The organism is Streptomyces aurantiogriseus (assembly GCF_014649375.1).
GTDB lineage: Bacteria > Actinomycetota > Actinomycetes > Streptomycetales > Streptomycetaceae > Streptomyces > Streptomyces aurantiogriseus.
The window spans coordinates 45497-67957 of sequence record NZ_BMSX01000037.1 but is presented as its reverse complement, the minus strand read 5'-3'; the positions used below and the strand labels follow the sequence as shown (position 1 = coordinate 67957).

At 68.5% G+C, this 22461-nt stretch carries 19 protein-coding genes and 3 pseudogenes; 12 read left to right on the top strand and 10 right to left on the bottom strand.

Annotated elements, in window-relative coordinates; all coding sequences use genetic code 11:
- The first annotated feature begins 220 nt into the window (after window positions 1-220).
- Window positions 221-844, top strand: coding sequence for a TetR/AcrR family transcriptional regulator (locus tag IE263_RS44570; protein WP_189943857.1), 624 nt, complete (start codon window positions 221-223; stop codon window positions 842-844).
- Window positions 845-1141: 297 nt separating this feature from the next.
- Here the strand turns inward: IE263_RS44570 and IE263_RS44565 are convergent, their stop codons facing one another.
- Together IE263_RS44565 and IE263_RS44560 are read right to left on the bottom strand one after the other, a co-directional pair.
- Complete coding sequence (locus IE263_RS44565; protein WP_189943856.1) at window positions 1142-2152, bottom strand: enoyl-CoA hydratase/isomerase family protein; 1011 nt, start codon at window positions 2150-2152, stop codon at window positions 1142-1144.
- Window positions 2145-3242 (bottom strand): annotated as a pseudogene (locus IE263_RS44560) (iron-containing alcohol dehydrogenase); the annotation flags it as partial. The gene IE263_RS44565 and the pseudogene IE263_RS44560, both read right to left, overlap by 8 nt.
- A gap of 463 nt (window positions 3243-3705) precedes the next feature.
- Here IE263_RS44560 and IE263_RS44555 point away from each other — a divergent pair.
- The 4 genes and pseudogenes from IE263_RS44555 (at window position 3706) to IE263_RS44540 (ending at window position 8477) form a co-directional block, all read left to right on the top strand.
- Window positions 3706-4617 (top strand): alpha/beta hydrolase, encoded by a 912-nt coding sequence (locus IE263_RS44555; RefSeq protein WP_189943855.1) that lies wholly within the window; start codon window positions 3706-3708, stop codon window positions 4615-4617.
- A 183-nt stretch (window positions 4618-4800) separates the two neighbouring features.
- Window positions 4801-6690, top strand: a complete 1890-nt coding sequence (locus IE263_RS44550; protein ID WP_189943854.1) for a propionyl-CoA synthetase — start codon at window positions 4801-4803, stop codon at window positions 6688-6690.
- A gap of 37 nt (window positions 6691-6727) precedes the next feature.
- A pseudogene (locus IE263_RS44545) lies at window positions 6728-7165 on the top strand (ATP-binding protein); the annotation flags it as partial.
- A 244-nt stretch (window positions 7166-7409) separates the two neighbouring features.
- Window positions 7410-8477 carry an alkene reductase gene (locus tag IE263_RS44540; RefSeq protein ID WP_189943853.1) on the top strand — a complete coding sequence of 356 codons (1068 nt, stop codon included), beginning with the start codon at window positions 7410-7412 and terminating at the stop codon, window positions 8475-8477.
- 202 nt (window positions 8478-8679) lie between these two features.
- Here IE263_RS44540 and IE263_RS44535 read toward each other — a convergent pair whose 3' ends face one another.
- Window positions 8680-9180, bottom strand: a complete 501-nt coding sequence (locus IE263_RS44535; RefSeq protein WP_189943852.1) for a PaaI family thioesterase — start codon at window positions 9178-9180, stop codon at window positions 8680-8682.
- A gap of 93 nt (window positions 9181-9273) precedes the next feature.
- Between IE263_RS44535 and IE263_RS44530 the strand changes: the two genes are divergently transcribed.
- Together IE263_RS44530 and IE263_RS44525 are read left to right on the top strand one after the other, a co-directional pair.
- The gene (locus IE263_RS44530; RefSeq protein ID WP_189943851.1) at window positions 9274-9741 is read left to right on the top strand and encodes a winged helix-turn-helix transcriptional regulator; all 468 of its coding nucleotides are present in this window, start codon (window positions 9274-9276) and stop codon (window positions 9739-9741) included.
- 118 nt (window positions 9742-9859) lie between these two features.
- Window positions 9860-10432, top strand: a complete 573-nt coding sequence (locus tag IE263_RS44525) for a TetR/AcrR family transcriptional regulator (RefSeq protein WP_189943850.1) — start codon at window positions 9860-9862, stop codon at window positions 10430-10432.
- Window positions 10433-10543: 111 nt separating this feature from the next.
- Here IE263_RS44525 and IE263_RS49255 read toward each other — a convergent pair whose 3' ends face one another.
- From IE263_RS49255 to IE263_RS44515, 3 genes are all read right to left on the bottom strand, one after another.
- A complete protein-coding gene (locus IE263_RS49255; RefSeq protein ID WP_229911521.1) occupies window positions 10544-10963 on the bottom strand; it encodes an alpha/beta fold hydrolase in 420 nt (139 codons plus the stop codon).
- Window positions 10964-11007: 44 nt separating this feature from the next.
- A complete protein-coding gene (locus IE263_RS49250) occupies window positions 11008-11442 on the bottom strand; it encodes an alpha/beta fold hydrolase (RefSeq protein WP_229911520.1) in 435 nt (144 codons plus the stop codon).
- 565 nt (window positions 11443-12007) lie between these two features.
- Window positions 12008-12859: an alpha/beta fold hydrolase gene (locus tag IE263_RS44515; RefSeq protein WP_189943849.1), complete on the bottom strand. Its 852-nt coding sequence runs from the start codon at window positions 12857-12859 to the stop codon at window positions 12008-12010.
- A gap of 479 nt (window positions 12860-13338) precedes the next feature.
- Between IE263_RS44515 and IE263_RS44510 the strand changes: the two genes are divergently transcribed.
- From IE263_RS44510 to IE263_RS44500, 3 genes are all read left to right on the top strand, one after another.
- Complete coding sequence (locus IE263_RS44510) at window positions 13339-13941, top strand: TetR family transcriptional regulator (protein ID WP_229911519.1); 603 nt, start codon at window positions 13339-13341, stop codon at window positions 13939-13941.
- A 163-nt stretch (window positions 13942-14104) separates the two neighbouring features.
- Window positions 14105-15109, top strand: a complete 1005-nt coding sequence (locus IE263_RS44505) for an NADP-dependent oxidoreductase (RefSeq protein WP_189943847.1) — start codon at window positions 14105-14107, stop codon at window positions 15107-15109.
- 103 nt (window positions 15110-15212) lie between these two features.
- On the top strand, window positions 15213-16082 hold the full coding sequence (locus tag IE263_RS44500) for an alpha/beta fold hydrolase (protein ID WP_189943846.1): 870 nt from the start codon (window positions 15213-15215) through the stop codon (window positions 16080-16082).
- A 1984-nt stretch (window positions 16083-18066) separates the two neighbouring features.
- On the opposite strand, the gene IE263_RS44495 is transcribed toward IE263_RS44500, so the two are convergent.
- The 4 genes from IE263_RS44495 to IE263_RS44480 form a co-directional block, all read right to left on the bottom strand.
- A complete protein-coding gene (locus IE263_RS44495; RefSeq protein ID WP_189943845.1) occupies window positions 18067-18363 on the bottom strand; it encodes a hypothetical protein in 297 nt (98 codons plus the stop codon).
- Window positions 18364-18371: 8 nt separating this feature from the next.
- Window positions 18372-19421 (bottom strand): phosphotransferase family protein, encoded by a 1050-nt coding sequence (locus IE263_RS44490; protein WP_189943844.1) that lies wholly within the window; start codon window positions 19419-19421, stop codon window positions 18372-18374.
- Window positions 19418-20614, bottom strand: coding sequence for an acyl-CoA dehydrogenase family protein (locus IE263_RS44485; protein ID WP_189943843.1), 1197 nt, complete (start codon window positions 20612-20614; stop codon window positions 19418-19420). The genes IE263_RS44490 and IE263_RS44485 overlap by 4 nt, the downstream gene beginning before the upstream one ends.
- Window positions 20615-20688: 74 nt before the next feature.
- A complete protein-coding gene (locus IE263_RS44480; RefSeq protein WP_133917268.1) occupies window positions 20689-21429 on the bottom strand; it encodes an SDR family NAD(P)-dependent oxidoreductase in 741 nt (246 codons plus the stop codon).
- Window positions 21430-21559: 130 nt separating this feature from the next.
- On the opposite strand from IE263_RS44480, the gene IE263_RS49245 reads away from it, so the two are divergent.
- The gene (locus IE263_RS49245; protein WP_229911518.1) at window positions 21560-21919 is read left to right on the top strand and encodes a TetR/AcrR family transcriptional regulator; all 360 of its coding nucleotides are present in this window, start codon (window positions 21560-21562) and stop codon (window positions 21917-21919) included.
- Window positions 21879-22361 (top strand): annotated as a pseudogene (locus tag IE263_RS49240) (TetR-type transcription factor C-terminal domain-containing protein). The gene IE263_RS49245 and the pseudogene IE263_RS49240 overlap by 41 nt, the downstream one beginning before the upstream one ends.
- Window positions 22362-22461 lie beyond the last annotated feature (100 nt).

The window sequence follows — 22461 nt, the reverse complement described above, 5'->3', positions numbered from 1 at the left end:
GGGTTCGGGGACCTCCGCCTCCTGCAGCGGCTCCTTGTACTTGGTGACGACGAACGCTCTCATGGGGCGCCGCTCCTAATGCTTGTCCTATTTATCCAGGTCTGAGACTGGATCGGCAAACCCGGCGCGACGCCGGGGACCTCGCAACCTCGCTCCACTCGGCCAATCCGAGTACACTCAACTATGAGTCCACTCAGAATTATTGTCAAGGGAGGTCCCCATGGGAAGCGGTCACATGCCGATCGGGCGCCGCGAGAGGGCCAAACAGGACAAGCGCGAGCGCATCATGACCGCCGCCCGCGAGCTGTTCGTCGAACACGGCGTCGACAGGGTCACGACGCAGCAGGTCGCCCGCCGGGCCGATGTCGCAATCGGGACGCTCTACCTGTACGCGTCCACGAAGGCCGAGTTGCTGATCATGGTGCAGAACGAGAAGTTCGCCGCCGCCGTCGATTCCGGCCTCGCCGCCGCGAACGCCGCCGTCGGACAGGGCGCGCTGGAGCCGGTCATCGCTCTCATCCGCCCCGTGGTGGAGTGCGTGAGGGAGCACATCGAGAACGGCCGCGCATACCTGCGCGAACTCGTCTTCGGCGACCCGGCCGAGCCCTACCGGCAAGCGGGGCTGACCCTTGCCGGCCGCCTCGAGGACGGCATCACCGGCCTGCTCAGCCGCAACGAGTACATCGATGCCGCCGACGCGGCAACGCTGGCGCGGGTGATCACCGCGATCATCCACATCAGCACCACCGCCACCGTGTGCCTGCACCGCAGCGACGAAGCCGTGCTCGCCGACATCCGCGACCAGATCCACGCCACCCTGGCGCCGCACATCCGCGCCGCATGACCGCTCGCTCCACGAGCCGACCATCTCCCCCGAACGGGGGCACTTCATGAGCACGCACTACGGCGTCGTCACCATCGGCGCCGGAACCGCGGGCACGTCACCGCGATCCGCGCCGCGCAACTCGGCAAGAACATCCTGTCCGGCAGTCCGGCAGTGCGGACAACGGACAGCCGCAAACCCTGTCCATAACCCTGCACACCCGGTCAAGTGCGTTACAGCTGATCGAACCACGCGCCGATTTCGGCAAGCTCCGCCTCGCCCCGGTCAGCTCTGAGATGCGGCTCACGGCGCAAATACTCAGGCCGGCAGCGTCCGTCCGCCCTGCGCCTCACGTTCCCAGGTGGGACTGCGGTCCTTGTCGACCAAGGCCGCTCGGACGCCCTCCAGGAAGTCCGGCGTGCGGATGGTCGTGCGCGTGAGAGTGAGTTCGGTGTCAAGGCACTCGCGCAACGTCTGCTGTCTGCCCCGGGCCAGCAGGTCGTGAGTGATCTCCAAGCTCTGCGGCGAGGCGGACTCCAAGGCGACCAACGCGGCTGCCGCCCAGGCGGTGTCGAGGTGACGCAGGCGTTTCTCGATCTCGCCGAGGGTCGGCGCGCCGAACGCCCAGTCCATCTCCCCGCGTACCTCCGCCAGCCTGCTCTCCCCCACCGGGGAACGGTCGGCAAGGCGGTTCAGGACGACGTCCACCGGGGCGCCGGGGTTGTCTGCCAGGGCATCTCCGACCGCACCGAGCCTGTCCGTGGGGACGAAGTGCGTGGCCAGCCCCGTGTACAGGGCGTCGGCAGCGTCGAGACGGTGCCCGGTCAGTCCCAGGTACATGCCTATCGCGCCGGGCAGCCGCGGCAGAAAGTAGCTGGCCCCGACGTCGGGGAAGAAACCGATCCCGGTCTCGGGCATCGCCAGCACCGCACGCTCGGTGACGACGCGGAAGGTGCCGTGGACCGACAGACCGAGACCACCGCCCATGCACATGCCGTCGATGAGCGACACGACCGGCACGGGATACTCGGCGATCCGGGCGTTGAGCCGGTACTCGGAGGCGAAGAACCGCTCACTGGCCTCGGCATCCCCAGCGAGGCTGTGCTCGCGGATCGTGCGGATGTCGCCGCCGGCGCAGAAGGCCTTCATGCTGGTGCTGGCGATCACCACAGCGGACAGCGGTGTGTGCTCCCATGCGGCGAGCGCACCGTCAATGGCCGCGACCATGCCTGTCGTCAGGGCGTTGAGCGCCTTGGGTCGGTTCAGACGGATCCGGCCGACGCCCCGGTGCACGTCGGCGAGAACCTCGCCCTCAGCGGTGTCAGTCATGTGTCTCATCTCGTATTCGCGCGCGGATCTGGCTGTTGTGGCCATCACCGTTCCTCACTCGCCGGCCTTCAGCCGTAGATCTGCGCGTAGAGGTCCTGGATCTCGTCCACGGTGGGCACAACGGGGTTTTGGCGGGGGATCCGGACGCGAGCGCCTGCTCGGCCATGAGGGGCGACAGACGGAACCACTCGTCCTTGTCGATGCCGTGGGCCCGAGGGGTGGGCACCTCAAGATCCTCGCACAAATCGCGGAGCGCCTCCACGAACCTCCCGGCCGCCAGGGCATCGCCGTCGCCATCGGCGGCAACTCCGAGCGCGCGGGCGCAGTCGGCGTACCGGCTCTCGGCGGCCGGTACGGAGAACGCCGTCACCGCGGGGAAGAGCATCGCGTTCGACAGACCATGAGCGACGTGGAAGTGCGCGCCGATCGGGCGGCTCATGCCGTGCACGAGCGCCACGCTGGCGTTGGAGAAGGCGATGCCGGCCTGGGTCACGGCGAGCATCATCGCCTCGCGAGCCTCGGAGTCTCCCCCGTAGGCGTAGACGCGGCGGAGGTAGTGGCCGATGGTCCGGATCGCGTTCAGCGCAAGGCCGTCGGAGAGCGGATTGGCCTTGCGGCTCACGTACGCCTCGACGGCCTGAGTGAGCGCGTCGACGCCGGTGCCGGCGGTCAGCCGGGACGGCATCGACAGGGTCAGTTCGAAGTCGACGACGGCGGCGACCGGCAGGAACGCCGGTCCCGAACAGAGCATCTTCTCGTCCGTGGCGCTGTCGGTGATGATGGTGAACTGGGTGGCCTCCGAGCCGCTGCCCGCGGTCGTCGGGACGGCGATCACCGGAAGCGCCGGACCGAGGTTCATGTGCGGAGCCTTGTAGCCCCGCATCCGGCCGCCCTGGACGCCCAACAGGCCGAGGGCCTTGGCGGTGTCCACCGGGCTGCCGCCACCAAATCCAATCAGCGAGTCCGCCGCGTGTTCCCGCAACACGGTCAGGCCGGCGCCAAGCGAATCGGTCGTCGGATCCGGGACGGTCCCGGCAAACAGACGCGGCTGCAGTCCGGCGTCCTCAAGCATCACCATCAGGCGTTCCGCCGCACCAGTCCCGGCGACGGGGGACTACTCCTCCGCACCGTTCTCACGGTCTTCTCGCCCATCGTCTCGGGAAGCGAGTTCACGTTGTGGCCGGAAGCGAGTTTCAACTGGTATCCGTTCCAGACCCCAGGCCTGGTTTCGGTGCCTGCGGCGTTCGCTCTCGGGTGGCTCGGTACTGTCAGCTCGCCCGAAGGTTCCAGGGTCGATTTCGAGCACATGCACTACAGGATCCTGACAGGAAAGACAGTCGGACCTCAGACCGCTGATCCGCAACGGTAGAGATTCTGGAGCGTTGATCACTCTCGGTCGCCCGCACAGCGCCGCCGCGCCCCCGCAGCCAGAGGTGATCCCGATCTCTCCTGAGTTTACTTTTCTATACTCAGCCAGTAGCGTCACGACCAGCACATCGACCTGGCTGCACGCGGGACGTGGGCGTGGCAGCAACCTGCGAAGGAGCACCACCATGGGAGCAAGCCCAGAGGCACAGCAGTTCGCCCAGTTCCTCGAGAGCGTGAGCGCGAAGTCCTCGACGCCGGGCCTCGACCTGGCCATCGTCCGCGACATCGTCGACTCGAACCACAAGGCGTCGACCGAGCCGGAAGGCGTCACGTACGCCGAGGTGGACGCGGGCGGCGTCCCCGCCCTGTGGGCCATCCCCGAGGGAGCCGATCCCGACCGGGCTCTGCTCCACTTCCACTTCGGCGGGTCGGTCACCGCCTCGATGCACTCGGACCGCAAGGCTGCGGGCCATATCGCGAAGGCGGCCGGCGCCCGCTCTCTCGTCGTGGACTTCCGCCTGGCGCCCGAACACCCTTACCCGGCGCAGCTCGACGACGCCGAGACGGCGTACCGGTGGCTGCTCTCGCAGGGCTATGAGCCGCGGAACATCGGCAGCACGGGCCATTCGATCGGCGGCACCCTCGCGGTGATGCTCCCGCTGCGCCTGCTCGCGCAGGGGGAGGCGACCCCGGGCGCGATCGTCAGCGTCTCGCCGTGGACCGACCTCACCCTCCAGAACGCGTCGGTGGACGAGAACGAGGACAACGACAAGATGCTCAGCAGGAACACTCTTGAGCTCTTCCGTGGAGCCTGGCTCCAGGAGCCCGGAGTGGACTTCGCCGATCCGAAGATCAGCCTCGTGAACGCCGATCTGACCGGCCTGCCTCCCACGATCGTCCTCTACGGCGAGTACGAGACCCTCGCCGACGACGGCGCCCAACTGGGCCGTCACCTCAAGGACTTCAAGGTCACCTCCGAGGTCCACCCGCTGCCCGAGGGACAGCACTCGTTCGTCCTGGGCGCGGGGCGCGTACCCGAGGTGGACGAGGCGATCCAGCGGATGGGTCAGTGGCTCCGCAAGCACCTCGGCGCGTGAGCTGAAGCCACACCGGGCGGGGCGGCCTTTCGGCCGGACCGCCGCACCACCGCGATGCCGGTGACCGGTCCGCCGGTCGTCGGCATCCTGCTCGACCATGTCGGCCGGCATTTGGTGCCTGTGTCCGACACGGTTCCGCACACAGTCACACCACCGTCCCTTGATGCCACAAAGGAGTGCGCGATGGGAACGTACGAGGATGTCTTCCGCGCCAGTACCGAGGACCCGGAGAGCTTCTGGCTGAAGGCGGCGGAGGGCATCGACTGGGATGTCACCCCACGACGCGCCCTGGACTCTTCGGGCGCCCCCTTCTACCGCTGGTTTCCCGACGGGCGGCTCAACGTCTGTTTCAACGCGATCGACCGGCACGTCGAGGCCGGCCGCGGTGAACAGGCTGCGCTCATCTATGACTCGCCCGTGACCGACACCCGGCGCACCTACACCTATGTCCAGCTGAGGGACGAGGTGGCGGCTTTCGCGGGAGCACTCGGGCGGCTCGGTGTGGGGCGCGGCGACCGTGTGGTGATCTACATGCCGATGGTCCCCGAGGCCGTTGTCGCGATGCTGGCCTGCGCACGTATCGGCGCGGTGCACTCGGTCGTCTTCGGCGGGTTCGCCCCGCGCGAACTCGCGCTGCGCATCGATGACGCGGCCCCCAAGGTGGTCGTCTCCGCCTCCTGCGGCATCGAGGGCAAGCGTGTCATCGCGTACAAGCCCCTGCTCGACGAGGCGATCGAGCTCGCGGCCCACAAGCCGGAGAAGAGCGTGATCCTGCAACGCCCGCAGGAGAAAGCCGAGTTGGGGCCTCACGATCTCGACTGGGCCGACCTGGTGGCTGCCGCGCCGTCGGCCGACTGTGTTCCCGTCCCCGCAACCGACCCCCTCTACATCCTCTACACCTCCGGAACCACCGGAAAGCCCAAGGGAGTCGTGCGTGACTGCGGCGGCTACGCGGTCGCCCTCCACTGGTCGATGGGCGCCGTCTACGACGTGGGCCCGGGCGAGACGATGTTCACCGGCTCCGATGTCGGCTGGGTCGTCGGGCACTCGTACATCGTCTACGCGCCATTGCTGGTCGGTGCGACGACGGTGCTGTACGAGGGAAAGCCGGTGGGCACCCCGGACGCGGGACAGTTCTGGCGCGTTGCCGCCGAGTACGGGGTCAGGACCATGTTCACGGCACCCACCGCGTTCCGGGCCATCCGCAAGGAGGACCCGCTCGGAACGCTCACCGCGGGCTACGACCTGACCGGCCTGCGCCACCTCTTCCTCGCCGGCGAGCGCCTCGACCCCGAGACCTATCACTGGGCGAGTGATCTTCTGGGCGTCCCGGTGATCGACCACTGGTGGCAGACCGAGACCGGCTGGCCCATCGTCGCCAACCCGGTGGGCATCGAGGCGGCCCCCCTCAAGCCCGGGTCTCCCACCCGCCCGCTGCCGGGATGGGACGTCCGGGTCCTCGACGCTTCGGGCGAGCCGGTGCCCGCAGGCGTCGACGGCGCGATCGTCGTGCGGCTCCCGCTGCCGCCCGGCGCACTGCCCACGCTCTGGCAGGACGACGACCGGTACGTCGCCTCCTACCTCTCCGCCTACACCGGCTACTACCTGACCGGCGACAGCGGTCACATCGACGACGACGGCTACGTCTTCGTCATGGGCCGCACCGATGACGTCATCAACGTCGCCGGACACCGCCTGTCCACCGGCAGCATGGAAGAGGCCCTGGCCGCCCATCCCGACGTCGCCGAATGCGCCGTCATCGGCGTCGCCGACGCCCTGAAGGGGCAGGTACCGCGCGGCTTCGTCGTCCTGAAAGCCGACGTCGACCGCGAACCGGGCGAGGTCGAGGCCGAACTCGTCCAGCTCGTGCGCGAGCGCATCGGCGCCGTCGCCTCCCTCAAGGACGTCGCGGTAGTAGCCGCCCTGCCCAAGACCCGCTCGGGAAAGATCCTCCGCAAGACGATGCGCGGCATCGCCGACGGGCACGACGAACCCATCCCCTCCACAGTGGACGACCCCGATGTCATCGAGGTCCTGCGCCCTGTTCTCCGCCGCGCCGGTCACACCCCGTGATCGACTGTCGCCTTCCCTGGCTGACGGTGGGCGGGCGCGCCCGGCGGACTGCCCCACCGGAGCCTTTGACGCCGATCATGTCGCGACCTGGGGTCTCCCCAGCGACCCGGCAGTCGTCTCCACGGCCCGCGTCCAGGCATCCGATCAACTGACCGCCTGAGGGCTGGAAGAACTGGCCTTCACCACCGAACTCGTGGTCAGCGAACTGGTGACGACCGCCATCCGCTACGGCAAGAGCCCCATCAAACTGCGGATGATCCTTCAGTCCGCCCTGACGTGCGAAGACTCCGACGCCAGCAGCACCGCCCCGCACCTGCGCCGTGCCCGGGTCTTCGACGAGGGCGGCCGGGGCCTGCTCCTCCTCGTCCAGCCCACCGAACACTGGGGCACACGGCACAACCGCGAGGGCAAGGTCGTCTGGGCGGAGCAGGCGATTCCAGCTTCCGTTGCAGAACTCTCATCCGCTCTGGCGTGAGGTTCTAGCGCGAGCTGCGCCGCGCGGCTTCGTGCCCCCATGCCGGGACCCACTTGCCACAGCCCACCGGACCGCATAGTATTACGATCGTAATTTGATAGGCCGATGCCGACTCCGACTCGGCCGGCGGGCGCAGGGCGGGTGCGTCTTCGGACCCGGAAGCAGAAGAGCCCGGTGTCCACGTCCACACGGTGTCCGCCCCCGCCCTTTTTGGAACCACCACCCATCACCTGAGGAATCACCCATGCTCAACGCCCTGTGGAACCCGACCGTCGTCGGAGAGATCTCCCTGCCGCACCGGCTGGCCATGGCCCCCCTGACCCGCAGCAGGGCCACCCCGGACGGCGTGCCGACCGAGCTGAACGCCGAGTACTACGCCCAGCGCGCCTCGCACGCGCTCATCATCACCGAGGGCACCCAGCCCTCCGCCGACGGCCAGGGCTACCCGGTGACCCCGGGCATCTACACCGAGGAACACATCGCCGGCTGGCGCAAGGTCACCGACGCCGTACACAAGGCCGACGGACGCATCGTCATCCAGCTGATGCACGCCGGGCGCATCTCTCACCCGGACAACACCCCCCACCACCGGCAGCCGGTGGCCCCCTCCGCGATCAAGCCGGCCGGCCAGACGTTCACCCCGTCCGGGCTCCAGGAGATGCCGGAGCCGCGCGAACTGTCCACCGAGGAGGTCGCCGCGACGGTCGACGACTTCCGGCGCGCCGCCGCGGCCGCCATCGCGGCCGGCGCCGACGGCGTCGAGATCCACGGGGCCAACGGCTACCTGGTCAACCAGTTCCTCTTCCCCAGCGCCAACCAGCGCACGGATCAGTACGGGGGCTCCCTCGACAACCGCATCCGTTTCGCGGTGGAGGTCGCCACGGCCGTGGCCGACGAGATCGGCGCCGGCCGCACCGGCATCCGGATCTCTCCCGGCAACCCCTTCAAGCTCAACGACCTCGCGGAGAGCGACCCGCACGAGCTCTACCCGCACCTCCTGCGCGCCCTCGCCCCCCTCAACCTCGCCTACCTGCACATCGGCCACGGCGGCGACGAGGAACTCCTCTTCACCCTCCGCAAGTTGTGGCCGACCACGCTGATCCTCAACCGGGCCGGTGCTGACATCGCCACCCGCGCCAAGGACGTCGAAGATGGTCTGGCCGACGTCGTCACCGTCGGCACCATGGCCCTCGCCAATCCCGACCTCGTCGAGCGCGTACGCTCCGGCGCCCCCCTGAACACCCCTGACCCCGCCACCTTCTACGGCGGCGGCGCGGCCGGCTACACCGACTACCCCACCCACGCCGCCTGACGAAGAGCAGCCCGGCGCCCGAGGGAACCACCACCTTCGGGCGCCTCGACACAGCTGCGGCGCACGGAGGCCGGCGACCCGAGGAGTTACGGGCCGCGACCGGCGTGCGCCGCAGCGGCTTCACCTCACACCCCGGCGTTCTGCGCCGAGATCGAGGGAGTCCGGCATCACGGCCCAGACCGATACCGGTCGCCGCCGAGGCTCACCCCTGCGAGGGAGGCACCGGGAAGAGCATGCAGCTACTGGTGGCATGGGCGAGCAGACGGTCCGTGCCGTCGACCAACTGCGCCTGGGCCAGGGCGGTTTGACGGCCCTTGCTGACCACCGTGCCGATGGCGCGTACCGTGCCCGTGTCCACGGTGATCCGTCGCAGGAACTTCACCGTGAGGTCGAGCGAGGTGTACGCAACGCCCTGCGGAAGGGTCGACTGGACTGCGCAACCAGCCGCCGAGTCGAGCAGGGTGGCGAAGATGCCGCCGTGCACGCTGCCGATCGGGTTGTAGTGCTCCTCACCCGGTGTCAGGGAGAAGACCGCCCTGCCGGGCTCCACCTCCTCCAGAGTGAAGTCGATGGCGTAGTTGATGGGCGGCCCCGGCAGTCGCCCCGCCTGCAACTCACGCAGGAAGTCGATGCCGGCCATGCGTCCGGCGGCCTCCGCCAGGATCGCGGGATCTTCCCATTGATACGTACGCGTTCGTCCCACGACCGAGCGCCTTCCCATCTGACTTTTGAAAATGAAGCTAGCTTCCGTCTCACCTGACTGTCAATGACGAAGCCAGGCCCCTACGATGGCCGGATGGAGTGGCTTGAGGCGAGCACGGAGAACTGCCCCATCCAGCGCACGCTCGACGCGGTCGGAGAGAAATGGACGTTGCTGATCCTGCGGGACGCCGTCAACGGAGTCCGCCGCTTCGACGACTTCCACCGCCACATCGGCCTGTCGGAAGCCGTCCTCAGCGACCGCCTCCGGAAGCTGATCGCGGCCGGCATCCTCAAGACCGTCCCCTACCAGGAGCCGGGCAGCCGCTCCCGCAACGAGTACCGCCTGACCCGCAAGGGCTGGGACCTGTGGCCCGTCCTGATGGCGCTGAGCCAGTGGGGCGAGGCGTACGCCCTCGGCCCCGAGGGGCCCGTGCTGGACATCCGTCACACCGACTGCGACGCCCCGGTCCGCGTCATCGTCGAGTGTTCCGCGGAGCACTCCACCCTTACCGCCGCGGAAGTCACCGCCCGACTCGGACCCGGTGCCCGCATCCGGTCGTGAGCACGCCGGTCATGCGGACGCCGGACATGGGCACGCCGGTCATGATATTACGCGCGTCAGGCCATGGATTACCCTTGAGTGCAAAGCATCGGCCTTACGGAGCGAACGGAGGAAGCTCGTGGTGCGCTACGCCAAGGAGCACAAGCAGGTGACGCGGCGACGCATCATCGAGAAGGCCGGCCACCGGTTCAAGCAGGACGGCATCGACGGCTCGGGCATCTCCACGCTGATGGCGGACGCGGGGCTCACCAACGGAGCCTTCTACGCCCACTTCGCGTCCAAGGACGACCTCGTCGCCCATGTCGTGGCCGAGGAACTGCACACGCAGGTCGCGAGGTACGGCACCCTGCGACCCGGCCGCCCGGGACTCGAGGACCTCATTCGCGAGTACCTGTCCCCCGAGCACCGGGACCACCCCGGCCTCGGATGCCCCTCCGCCGCCCTTCTCGACGAGATCGGCCGCTGCGAGGACGGGACCAGGCAGGCCTACAGCGACGGCGCGCGGGCCATCCTGGAGGAGATCTCCGCCCGCCTGATACCCGAGGACCCGCGGTCCGCTCAGGCCAAGGCCATCGGGCTGTTCACCATGCTGGTGGGGACATTGCAGCTGTCCCGCGCCCTGTCCGACCAGAAGCGCGCCGATGAGGTCCTTGAGCTGGGGATCGAGAACGCTCTCGCGTTCATGGGGTGAGGCGGAAGGCAAGGTCGCGTCAGTGAACGGGTGCCTCGAGCCGCTCACCCAAGGGCGCCACGGCCCTGAGGCACCACCCTCGGCCCAGACTACGACCGCACCGCACGCCTTTTACCGCTCGAGGAACTCGAGAGCCGTCTCCACGAACTGCCCGTGGAACTGGAAGATGCCGCCATGGCCGGCGTCGGGGTAGAGGACCAACTCGCCGTTCGGCACTCGCCGCGCCAGGTCGACCGAGTTCTGGGTCGGAACCATCCTGTCGCTCTCGCCGTTTGCGACGAGCACCGGCTGATGGATGACCGAGAGGTCGTGGGGCTGCTCCAGCCCCCAACGGCGAATGGCCTTGAGCTGAGCGCCGTACGACGTGAGAGAGATCGCCTTGTCCCTGCCCTGGCTGCGCTCCTTCAGGCGGGCCAGGAACTCCTTCCCGGCCCGACGCCCATTGGTGGTACGGGTGAAGAAGAGGAACTGCTTCGGGTCCTGAAGGGTGAGCAGCCCCCGAACGGTGTCGAGATGGGACAGCCGGGTCACGTCCTTGATGCCCTCGCCACCCGCCGGACCGGTACCCGTGAGTATCAGCTTGCGGACGAGGTCCGGTTCGGTCTGCGCATCACCTGGGCGACCATGCCACCCATCGAGAAGCCGTGGAGATCGACGTACTCGAGCCCGAGCGCCCGGATGAACGTGACGGCGTCCTTCGCCATCGCCTGGATGGTGCGCGGCGTCGAACCGCTGGAAGCACCGACACCCCTGTTGTCGAAGGTGACGACATGACGGGGCGGCGATGCCGTCGACGACCCGAGGGTCCCAGTTGTCGAGAACCGCGGCGAGGTGGGTGAGGAAGACCGACGTGATGCTGAGAGGCTCGACCGCTCAGGGTTCCGATGTCCGCGGCCTTTGACCGTCGACCCCGGCAGACTGCAGCCCGTCGGAGTCGACTCTTCAGGTCGCGGAGGAGGTGCTCGCACCGAGGCCTGGCGCGACAGGTCGGGCACAGTGCGCCCGGACATCGAGCGGTCGTGAAGGTTCGGCGCACCGGGACACGCCGACACCTGCCGACACCACCGCGGACGACCCAAGACGAGTCAGCCGTCGATGACGGCACTAAACGTGAGCGAAGGGTGCGTGGGCGACCCGCCTCGAGGCGTCGAGATCCCAGAGGAATCCGGCGCCCTCGGGACAGCGACGTATCGGAGGGCGAAGGAGGAAGGCCATGGCGGAAGCCGACCGTCGCGCACGCCACGGACGATGGGGGCGGGCCCGTTGGCGCGCCCCCCGTGCTATGCCGTCGGCGACGATACGGCGGAGCACCGACACGGCCGGCCGGCGGTTCGGGAGACCACGTCGACGGCTCGGCGCTCATTGCGCACGCGGGCCGAACAGGCCAGCCAGGTTGCGCGTCGGACATCTCCGCGAGGTCCCGGCGGGGACACGGAGTCGACCACCAGGTCCCGTGGCGGTGACGTTCGCCCATCGCGCGAGCGCCGCCTCACACAATCCGCGAGGCGGCGTCGGCACGATGCCTCGGCCCCGCCGCCGCCCCGCGTTGCGGGGGCGGCGGCGGGGCCGGTGTGGTCAGGCGGCGAGGAAGTCGGCCACCTGCCTGGTGAAGGCCTTGGCGTACTGGAACAGGAACGCGTGGCCGGCACCGGTGTAGAGCACGAGAGTGGCGTTGTCGAGGTGCTGGACCGCGACATAGGAGTTGTGGGCGGGGATCATCACGTCGTGCAGGCCGTTGGCGTAGAGGACGGGCTGCTTGATCGCCTCCAGTTCCGCCACCACCTCGTCGAAGGGCGCCGCCAGAAGGGTGGCCGCCGCGGTGAGCATGCCCTGGGCCGCCGCCTCGGAGACCGCAGGGCCGCCGGCGGCGAGCCGGGTCGCGACGTGGTCGAAGTGCTCGCGCCCGGAGGCGCGGGCCGTCTCCGTCTCGGGGTAGAACAGGTAGAGCATGTCCTCCAGGTCGGCATCGGGCTTGGCCATGATGCCCAGGACCTTCTCGCTGAAGGGCGGAGCGTCGGGCACCCAGCCGGCCGGGCCGCTGCCCGCCACGACGACCTTGCGCACCAGCTCGGGGCGCCGCACGGCCACCCGCTGGGCCACGATGCCACCCAGGGACCAGCCGAGCAGATCGGCCTGCGCGAGGCCGAGTGCGTCGATGAACTCGATGGCACCCTGGGCGAATCCCTCAAGGGAGTCACGCGGCTCGCCGTCGGTGTAGCCGACGCCGACGTTGTCGAACACGATCACGTCGTGGTCGGCGGCCAGGTAGTCCAGGAACTCCGGGTCCCACCAGTCGATGGTGCCGCGGAAGCGGTTCAGCAGGACCAGCGGGACACCGCCCTGCGGACCCATCCGCCGGTAGGTGAACCGCGCGGAGGGGCCCTCGACGATGAGGTCCTCGGCCTTGTCTGCCAGATAGGTGCTCATGATGTCCTTTTCCTCGTGACGGGTGCGCGTGACATCTCGCGGGTCCGCTCGCGCAGCACACCGCAGACGTGCCGGGACGGCGGGACGGAGTTCTCTTCGCCGGCGCCCGATGCACTGCACCGGCACTGTCGACCAGGTCACACAGCGGCGGGTGCCGACCCATGCCTGCCGGCTCGTTCCGATCACCCCGGCATCCGCCTCGCGGAGCACTGAGGCGGCGCCGGCCGGGGGCAATTGAATTACATTCATAATACTATGCACGGAGACGATGGACCGCAAGCGAGCCCTCACAGCCGGCCGCACTCCGCGACGCGCAATGAACCCCCGAGCGAGGGGACACGGCGCCACCCGGCACGGCGCCTCGCCGCCGAACGGGCAGCCACTGGTGCCTCGAATCTATTGAAGTACGATCGAAATACAATATGACGAGGGCGCCCGCCAAGAGCAAGCAGCCCCTCCGACGAGCAAAGGAGCGCGCGGTGCGCTACGGGAAAGAGCACAAGCAGGCGACCCGGCAGCGGATCATCGAGGCGGCCGGACGCCGGTTCAAGCGGGACGGCATCGACGGCTCGGGCATCTCGACGCTCATGACGGACGCGGGGCTGACCAACGGCGCCTTCTACACCCACTTCACGTCCAAGGACGACCTCGTCGCCACCGCGATCGCCGACCAACTGCAGGCGCAGAACGCGAGCATCGTCGCGCAGGCGGCACCCGGCCGCGCAGGACTTGAGCAGATCGTGCGCTGGTACCTGTCCGCCCAGCATCGCGACAGCTCCGACGACGGCTGCCCCTCCGCCGCCCTGCTCGACGAAATCCGGCGCTGCACAGACCCGACCAAGCAGGCTTACACCGACGGCGTACTGATGGTCATCGACGGCATCGCCGCCCGCCTGGCACCCGACGATCCCCTCTCGGTCCGCACCAGGGCACTCAGCGCCTACGCCATGATGGCCGGGACACTCCAGCTCTCCCGAGCCCTCACCGACCGGCAGCTTGCCGACGAACTGCTCGAACAGGGCATCCACAACGCCTTTGCCCTGCTGGGCGTGGAACACGGGCACTCCAGACCCGCGATGTGACACACCCGCACCCCCTTGCGGTCCACCGACTCGGCACATAACATTACGATCATAATCTTAAGGGTTGCGGCGTCCGCCCGACACCCAGGGAAACCCTGGATGCCCAGGAATCCCGCGATGCACATCACCCCCGTCCACTTGCGGACGAGATACGGAGACGACGATGAGGGCCTTCACGGTAGAGCGCTACGGCGACAAGGCCGGCGTGCGGGCCGGTGAGGTGCCGGACCCGGAGGTGGGCGCGGACGACGTGCTGGTCCGGATCCATGCCGCGAGCGTCAACCCGCTCGACCGCATGATCCGGGACGGGGAGCTGAAGGCGATCCTGCCGTACCGGCTCCCGGTCGTCCTGGGCAACGACCTCGCCGGAATCGTGGTCGAAGTAGGCGCGGCCGTCACGCGCTTCGCGGTGGGCGACGAGGTCTTCGCGCGGCCCGACAAGGACCGGATCGGCACGTTCGCCGAACTCATCGCGGTGCACCAGGACGACGTGGCGATCAAGCCGGCCACGCTGACCATGGAGGAGGCGGCATCCCTTCCCCTGGTCGCCCTGACCTCGTGGCAGGCGCTCGTCGAACGGGCGAACATCCAGCCGGGCCAGAGAGTCCTCGTCCACGCGGGCTCCGGCGGCCTGGGCACCATCGCCATCCAGCTGGCGAAGCACTTGGGTGCCCACGTGGCGACGACCACGAGCACCGCCAACGTCGACCTGGTGAAGCGGCTCGGTGCGGACGTTGTCGTCGACTACAAGAAGCAGGCGTTCGAGACGGTGCTGCACGACTATGACGTCGTCCTGGACTCGCTCGGCGGCGAGACGCTTCTGAAGTCCCTGGACGTGCTCAAGCCCGGCGGACAGGTCATCAGTGTCTCGGGCCCTCCTGATGCCGCTTTCGGCAGGGAACTGGGAGCGAATCCGGTCATCCGGCTGGTGATGTCCGCGCTGAGTTCCCGGATCCGGCGACGCGCCCGGCGGCGGAACGTGACGTACTCGTTCCTGTTCATGAAGGCCAGCGGGGACCAGCTGCGCGAGCTCACTCCGCTCATCGAGGCCGGCAGGATCCGGCCCGTCGTCGACACCGTGTTCTCGTTCGAGTCGGCCCCAGAAGCGCTGGAGTACCTAGAAACAGGGCGCGCGAAGGCAGGCAAGGTCGTCCTCAAGATGACGTGAGGGAACAGTCCTGCCGACCGGTCGAGGCGCTCCGCGGGCGCCGGCACGACACCACCCGCGGCAACGAGAAGTGCCCTGAAACTCGCCACAGAAGGACCTGGACATGAACACACCGCGGAATTCACCGTCCTTCTCGACGTCGTCGTACCAGAACGCGCCGACCCGCTCCGTGTCCGTCCGCGGCGAGGACTTCGCCTACCGGGAACTCGGCCCTGAGGACGGCGTACCGCTGATCCTCCTGATTCATCTGGCCGGGGTCCTGGACAACTGGGACCCGCGCGTCGTCGACGGACTCGCCGCACGACGCCGGGTCATCGCCTTCGACAACCGCGGGGTGGGCGAATCGAGCGGCTCCACGCCGGACACGATCGAGGCGATGGCCCGCGACGCGGTGCTGTTCATCCGAGCCCTCGGGTTCGACCAGGTCGATCTGCTCGGCCTGTCGATGGGCGGCTTCATCGCACAGGTCATCGCGGAACAAGAACCTCACCTCATCCGCAAGGTCATCCTGGCGGGCACAGGCCCCGCCGGTGGCCCCGGCATCGACAAGGTCCCGGCGCTCACCCTCCAGGCCACGCTCAAGGGCGCCCTGACCCGCCAGGATCCCAAGCTCTCCCTCTTCTTCACCGAAACCGAGGGCGGTCGGCGGGCGGGACGGGCTTTCCTGGAACGGCTGAAGGAGCGTACGCACCACCGCGACAAGGACATCTCGTTGCCGGCGTTCCGAGCCCAGCTGAAGGCCATCAGACAATGGGGCCGCCAGGCGCCGTCGGACCTGTCGGAGATTCGCCAACCGGTGCTCGTGGCAAACGGCGAGAACGACCGCATGGTGCCCAGCCACAACACACTCGACCTGGCCGCCCGCCTCCCCCGGAGCGAACTCATCCCCCTCTACCCGGATGCCGGACACGGGGGGATCTTCCAGTACCACGATGAATTCGTGGCAAGGGCACTCGAGTTCCTTGGGTCCTGAACCCGAGCCAAGCCGCGCTGCCCGCACCTTCACGCTCGCACAACGCCCTTGGAAACGTCAGCTCGGCCGTCATCCTGATCCCACAGAATCCCGGTGCCAACTATCCTCGGTATGTGACAACTAAGGTCTGTGGTTACAGTCGGTGTGACCGGGCTAGCTAGTTGGCACCAGGCCACGTTCACGACCTGCACTGATGCCAAGTATCTTCAGCGGCCGGAGCCGCAGAATCAGCGAAATAGTTGGCACTTTGGTACAGCGCAGGTCATGAGGCGTGTGTCGCCATAGCGGGGCCAGAGATCTTCGGCGGCAACAGCCTTGATATGAACGCGGCAGCCACATCGCCGTGTTCCTGCGAGGCGAGAAGCTGTGCTGGACGGCAAGCCGTACCGCTCGCGCCAGTATGCGCAGCTTCGTGGACATCAGCCGTCGGACATGGTCGAGCAACCGGCGTTCCAGCGCGGCGCCGGGGCCTTGGGCGTCACGGACGACGGTGAGGTTGAGGAGTCTCCGTCCGAACGCATCGCTCCTACGTCGCCGCGCTTCCTGAGCGGTGGTGCGACATCACCGAGGACGAGGAAGAGACCTCGCCCTGGTCGAGCGGCCCTCTGATCGGCAATGCAAGTGGCCCGGTCATCTACTTCGGGATGAGCTGGAGCATGCCGAACAAGGCGTTCTCGGCCCTGAGCGACAAGTGGTGTCAGGTTCCGCTAACAAAGCCAGAACCCAGACGTTCGAGGCCGAACCGCTGAATCAACGTGCGCTGGACGCTCCACCGTATGTTGATCGAGATCCTTGACGGAATCCGCGCCTGGAACGACGGGGCTGGATCCGCGAGTTGCCAGCGCAGGCGGTCGCGGACTTGTACAAGGAGGCTCTACAGACCGAGGCCCTGCGGAGCCAGATGGGCCTGAGGAAGAAGGGCCTGTCCCAGCTTGAGCTGGAAGCCGCCGTCACCGCAGTAGTCCTGCGCGACGCGGTCAACCGCCTCCAAGCGGCTGTACTTGACGGCGCAGAAGCTACTGCGGCCCCTGGACCTCAGCGGTTCGCTCCAGGCAAGGAGACGCCTGCCTTCTTCGAGAGGCGACGCCAGGTGCTAGTGGCGCGTGCGCCCCACTCCCCTTTGGTAGAGGCCTCGTTGCAGATAGTCCGCACCATCCGCGAGGGCGACGGAGTACCCAAGGCCGATTCGGCGACACGGTAGTGTCACCTGCGTATCCTTGCGGCGTTCGGCGCCGTCCTGGTCCTCTCTGCCGCCGCGTGAGGGCGCTGCTTGAGTCGCGGGGCTAGGGTTTTCGCTGCGGGCGGGGCGTACTGCTGAGCGCTTTCGTGGGGGCTGCAGTTGGCCGACCAGGGGGCGGACAGGCGGCGGCCTTCCTTCGTCGGACAGTAGGCCAGCCCGTGCTCTTCCCGGCCCCGGATCTGATGCCCTTCTGCGGGGGAAAAACGAGATCCTGCACGATCGTGGAGAGCTACCTCGGCGCCCGTTGAGAGGACAAGAGCGACCAGTCCCGCATCACCCCGGATCCTGCGCGAGACTAAGATCGCCTGAAAGCCCCAGGCGCCACCCCGCCCCTTGGGCGGTCGATAGCGGCCACCGGATCGCCGCGTTGGTCACCCGGGCGGCTGAAGGCTGGCCTACGGGGCGGCGCAGCCCCGTACCTCGGCCTCTCAGGTCCGCTTTCGTCACCGTCAATTCCCTCATCGATGGGTACCGCCCGGACCGGCGTCTGCCCTTGACGCTTCGGCGCTGCACTGCCTCGGCAGCGCCGACTCCATCGCCGACAGCATCAAGGCGATCCATCAGGCCGGTGTGACGCGGTGAGGACCCCACGCGGACCGGCGAATCCATCGACGCCACGTCGGATGACAACACGACGTCGACAAGGCGGCCGAGGACCTCGACAAGGCCATCCTGAACGGCGACACAGGCCCGGACTTCAGCAAGATCGACAAGGCGGTGGACAGGCTGAGGAACATCTGCACCTCATGACGAGACCCCGGCGACCGGGATGGTGTCCACCACGGCCCACTTGACGCGGCCGCGGGCGGAACGGGCGAGTGCGGCGGTCATGGCCTGGTAGCGGTCATGGACGTACACCTGGCGGACCTCCTCGGTCACCTCGCCGAAGGGCGGGGTGACCGCCTTCCCACCCCGGGAACGGGACTGCCGGAAGGTGCCGAGGCGGGTGCGGTAGTAGGCGCGCAGGTGCTGACGGGGTGGGGATTCCCGTGGTTCCGGCGAGCTTCTGCTCCAGGGAGCAGGCGTTCGTCCCGCGGCCATACCCCCGCCTACGCCCCCGCGAGCGCGCGCAGTTCGCGGAGAGCCTTCGAGACCAGGACCGGGACCGCCGCGCCGGCGCCTTCGTAGCCTTCGCTCACCGTCTGGCCGCGGATGTAGCGGGCGTGGACGCCTTCGAAGATCACGGCGAGCTTCATCGAGCTGAAGGCCAGGTAGAAAGGCAGCAGGCTCAGGTCCCGGCCGGTCAACGCGGCGTATTTCTCCGCCACTTCACGGCTGGTGGGGAAGCCTCGCTGCGTGGTGACTCCCACGGCCACGGGGATCAGTTCCCGGTCCGTGTCGCCGTGGTCGTGCCAGTACGTCAGGGTCATGCCGAGATCGGCCAGGGGGTCTCCCAGCGTGGAGAGCTCCCAGTCGAGCACGCCCGCGATGCGTGGCGACTCGGTCATGTCGACGATCGTGTTGTCGAGACGGTAGTCGCCGTGGACGATCGAGGCCTCGGAGTGCGTCGGCACATGCTCCGAGAGCCTGTTCAGGAGGACGCCCATGTCCGGGAGTTCGCGGGTGTGCGAGCGCTGCCATTGCTCGCCCCAGCGGACGATCTGCCGTGCGCAGTAGCCTTGGGGCCGTCCGAAATCTGCCAGACCTGCGCTCGACGGGTTGACACCGTGCAGGTCCGCAAGGGTGCGCACCAGACCGGCGGCCAGCGCCGAGCGCGTCTCGGGGGTGAGCCCGGCAGTGTCGTCCGCCGTGCGCATGATCTGCCCGGGCACCTCGGCCATGACGTAGAAGGGGCAGCCGAGGACGTCGGGATCGGTGCAGAGCGCGAGGGTCCGGGGTACCGGGACGCCGGTCCCCGCCAGCGCGGTCTGGATGCGGTACTCGCGCTTCATGTCGTGTGCGCTCGGGAGAACCTGGCCGAGCGGGGGCCGCCGGAGGATTACGGTCGCGTGCGGGAGGTGCAGGCGGTACGTGATGTTCGACAGCCCGCCGGATATCAGCTCCGCGTGCCAGGGGCCGCCGTCCAGCAGATCCGGCAGCGTCGCTTGGAACCACTTCTCGATGCTCGCGGCCGGCAGGCCGGGCAGATCGGTGCTCACGACCGGACCCCGCTTCCCTGTCCGGCGGTACCGGCCCGGCGCGCGGCCCGCTTCGCGATCGACATCCGGTGCGCCTCCGAGGCTCCGTCGTAGATACGGAACGCCCGGATGTCGGCGTAGATACGGCCGATGACCAGGTCCTCGCTGGTGCCCAGGCCCCCGGCCAACTGCACCGACCGGTCGACGATACGCCCGACGGCCTCGCTGATGAACACCTTCGCGCGCGAGGACGACTCCGTGCCCCTGCCGCCCTGGGCGACCTCCCAGCAGGCCTGCCACAGCAACGCCCGCGCCGCGACCAGGTCGATCTCGTTGTCGGCGATCATCTGCTGCGCCATCCCGAGGTCGGTCAGCCGCTGCCCGAAGAGCTCACGGTCGACCGCCCGGCCCAGGGCGATCTCGTGTGCGCGGCGGGCGGCGCCCAGCCATCGCATGCAGTGGGTCAGGCGCGCGGGCGCGAGCCGGACCTGTATGTACTGGAAGCCCCTGCCGGGCTCGCCGAGTACGGCGTCGTCGGGAACGAAGACGTCCTCGAAAAGCACGCGGCAGTGACCGCCGACCATGGTCGAGTCGATGGTTCGGGCGTGCTCCGTCACCGTGAAGCCGGGCGTGCCGGTGTCGACCAGCAGCATGGTGGCCCCGTCACTCCCGCCGTCACGTGCCATGACGATCGTGAACGCGGCCCCCTCGGCCCCGGTGATCAGGTGCTTCTCGCCCGAGATCCTCCAGCCGTCGGCGACCTTGGTCGCCAGGGTGCGTACGGCCGACGGGTCGGAGCCCGCGCCGGGCGGCGGCTCGGTCATCGCGAAGCAGGAGCGAATGTCGCCGTTGACCAACGGAACGAGGTACCTGTCGCGCTGCGCCGGCGTGGCCACCACGTTCAGCAGGTGGATGTTGCCCTCGTCAGGGGCCGCGCAGTTGAGGGCGAGCGGGCCGAGCAGGCTGGTGCCGGCCTCCTCCAGGAGGACCGCCGCCTCGTCGAAGCGGAAGCCGCCCCCGCCCAGGTCCGCGGGTGCCTGGGGCGCCCAGAGCCCGGCCGCCCTGGCCGCCTGCTGGAGATCCCGGCGCAGAGCGTCGTCCACACCGTTCGTGAACGCCTCCTGTTCACGCGGGACGACCACGTCCGCCACGAACTCGGCGATCCGGTCGCGCCACTCCACGACTCGGGGTGTGAGAGAGAAATCGAAGGACATTTACGGTGACTCCGTCCGGCTCGTCAGATCGTTGCCCGGGCCGCCGCGTCCGGCCCTGTTTCCCCCGGCGGTGGTCATGCGCGCCACAGCGTCTCTCCGGGCCTGGTGACCACGATGTTGGGCACTGCGGCATGCCGCGACAGCCGGCACAGTGCCACTGTGAGCTCCGCGATGTCCGAGGCCCGGATCATCGAGGAGGGGTCGACCCGGTCGTGCACCCAGGCCGCCATGTCGGTGTCGACGTACCCGGGGGACAGCGCCGTCGCGCTCACTCCCCGCCCGCCCTCGGCGACTGTGATCGACTCGCACAGGGAGATCAGGGCCGCCTTGCTGGCGCCATAGGCGGCCAGACCCGGCTCACTCACGACTCCGGTGATCGACGCGATGGCGATGATCTTCGCGCCTGGTCCCGACGGCGCCGATCCGGCCGTACGGAGCGCCGGCAGGAGTCGCTGGGTGAGCAGCAACGCGCTCCTGACGTTCACCGACATCATCGTGTCGAACCTGTTCAGGGGATACGTCGACAGTTCGCCACCCGCGCCCATGCCCGCGGCCAGCACCAGGACGTCGAGGCCTCCGTGAAGTTCGAGATGTGCGTCGGCGAGGGCCTCGACCTCCGCCGGGTCCGCCATGTCCGCAGGCGCGGTCTCCACGCGCTGCCCGTGGGCGCGCAGTTCGTCGGCGGCGTCCTTGAGCGGCCCGTCCGTACGAGCGGACAGAGTGAGGTCGAACCCTTCTGCCGCGAGTCGCTCCGCGATGGCCCTGCCGATTCCACGAGATGCGCCGGTGACGAGCGCGGTACGCCGGGCTGTCATGCTACTCCTGATGAGCTAATGGTCATTAGCTTGGAGTTTGATCGTTTGACCATATAACTGTCAAGAGGCCTGCGTGATACGCCACAGTGAGCGGGCTAACAAGCAGTAGCAGGTATCTATCCCCGGCCGCATGATTGAGGCGCTCCATGGCGAAGATGAGTCGCACTGGGCGGGACGGGATGCGGAGGTGCCGCCGAGGCGGCAGACCGTCGACGCGCAGGCGATCTCCGCGGCGGCGCTGAGCCTGTTCGCCGAACGCGGCTACCGCGCGACGACGATGTCCGACATCGGCGCCGCGTTCGGCATCCGCGGCCCGAGTCCGTACCGCCACGTGAGCTCGAAGCAGGCCCTGCTCGGCGAGATCATGATCGAGACGATGAGGGCGCTGATCGCCCGACCGGCACGCGGCACTGGACGCCGGCGGCGACGTGATCCGGCAACTGCGGCAGATGGTCGATGCGCATGTGCGCTACCACGCGGCACACCGTGAGCAGGCGTTCGTCGGCAACCACGAGATTGGGAACCTGAAGCAGCCCCACCGCGACCAGGTGCTGCGACTTCGCCGGACCAACGAGCGGGGACTGCGCACCGTCATCGAACGGGGCTACGCCGAGGGTGAGGTCACCGTTGCGTAGCCACGGCTCGCCTCGTACGCGATCCTCGACATGGGCATTGGCGTCGCGGCGTGGTTCCGCGCAGACGGACCGCACAGTGCCGAACAGATCGCCTACACGTCCGCGGCCGAGGCCGCCGTCCTCGTCACCCGCCGCGCCCGCCGCTACGGCCACGCCGACCCCGCCCTGCCGCTGCGCGCCCTCGCCCGGGCGCCCGCTATCGCGACCTCGCCACCGGCCTCCTCCACCACGGCGCCGTGCTGCTCACCCACGGCTTCCCGCTGCCGCTGGCCCCGGACTACAACGCGAGCGCCCTGATCCACCTCGTCCGGGAGGCCTGACGGCGGCCGGACCAGTACAGGGCCCCGCAGTTGGCCGGAGCGACTCGAATCCGGCCGTTGACGACCACGCAGCCTCG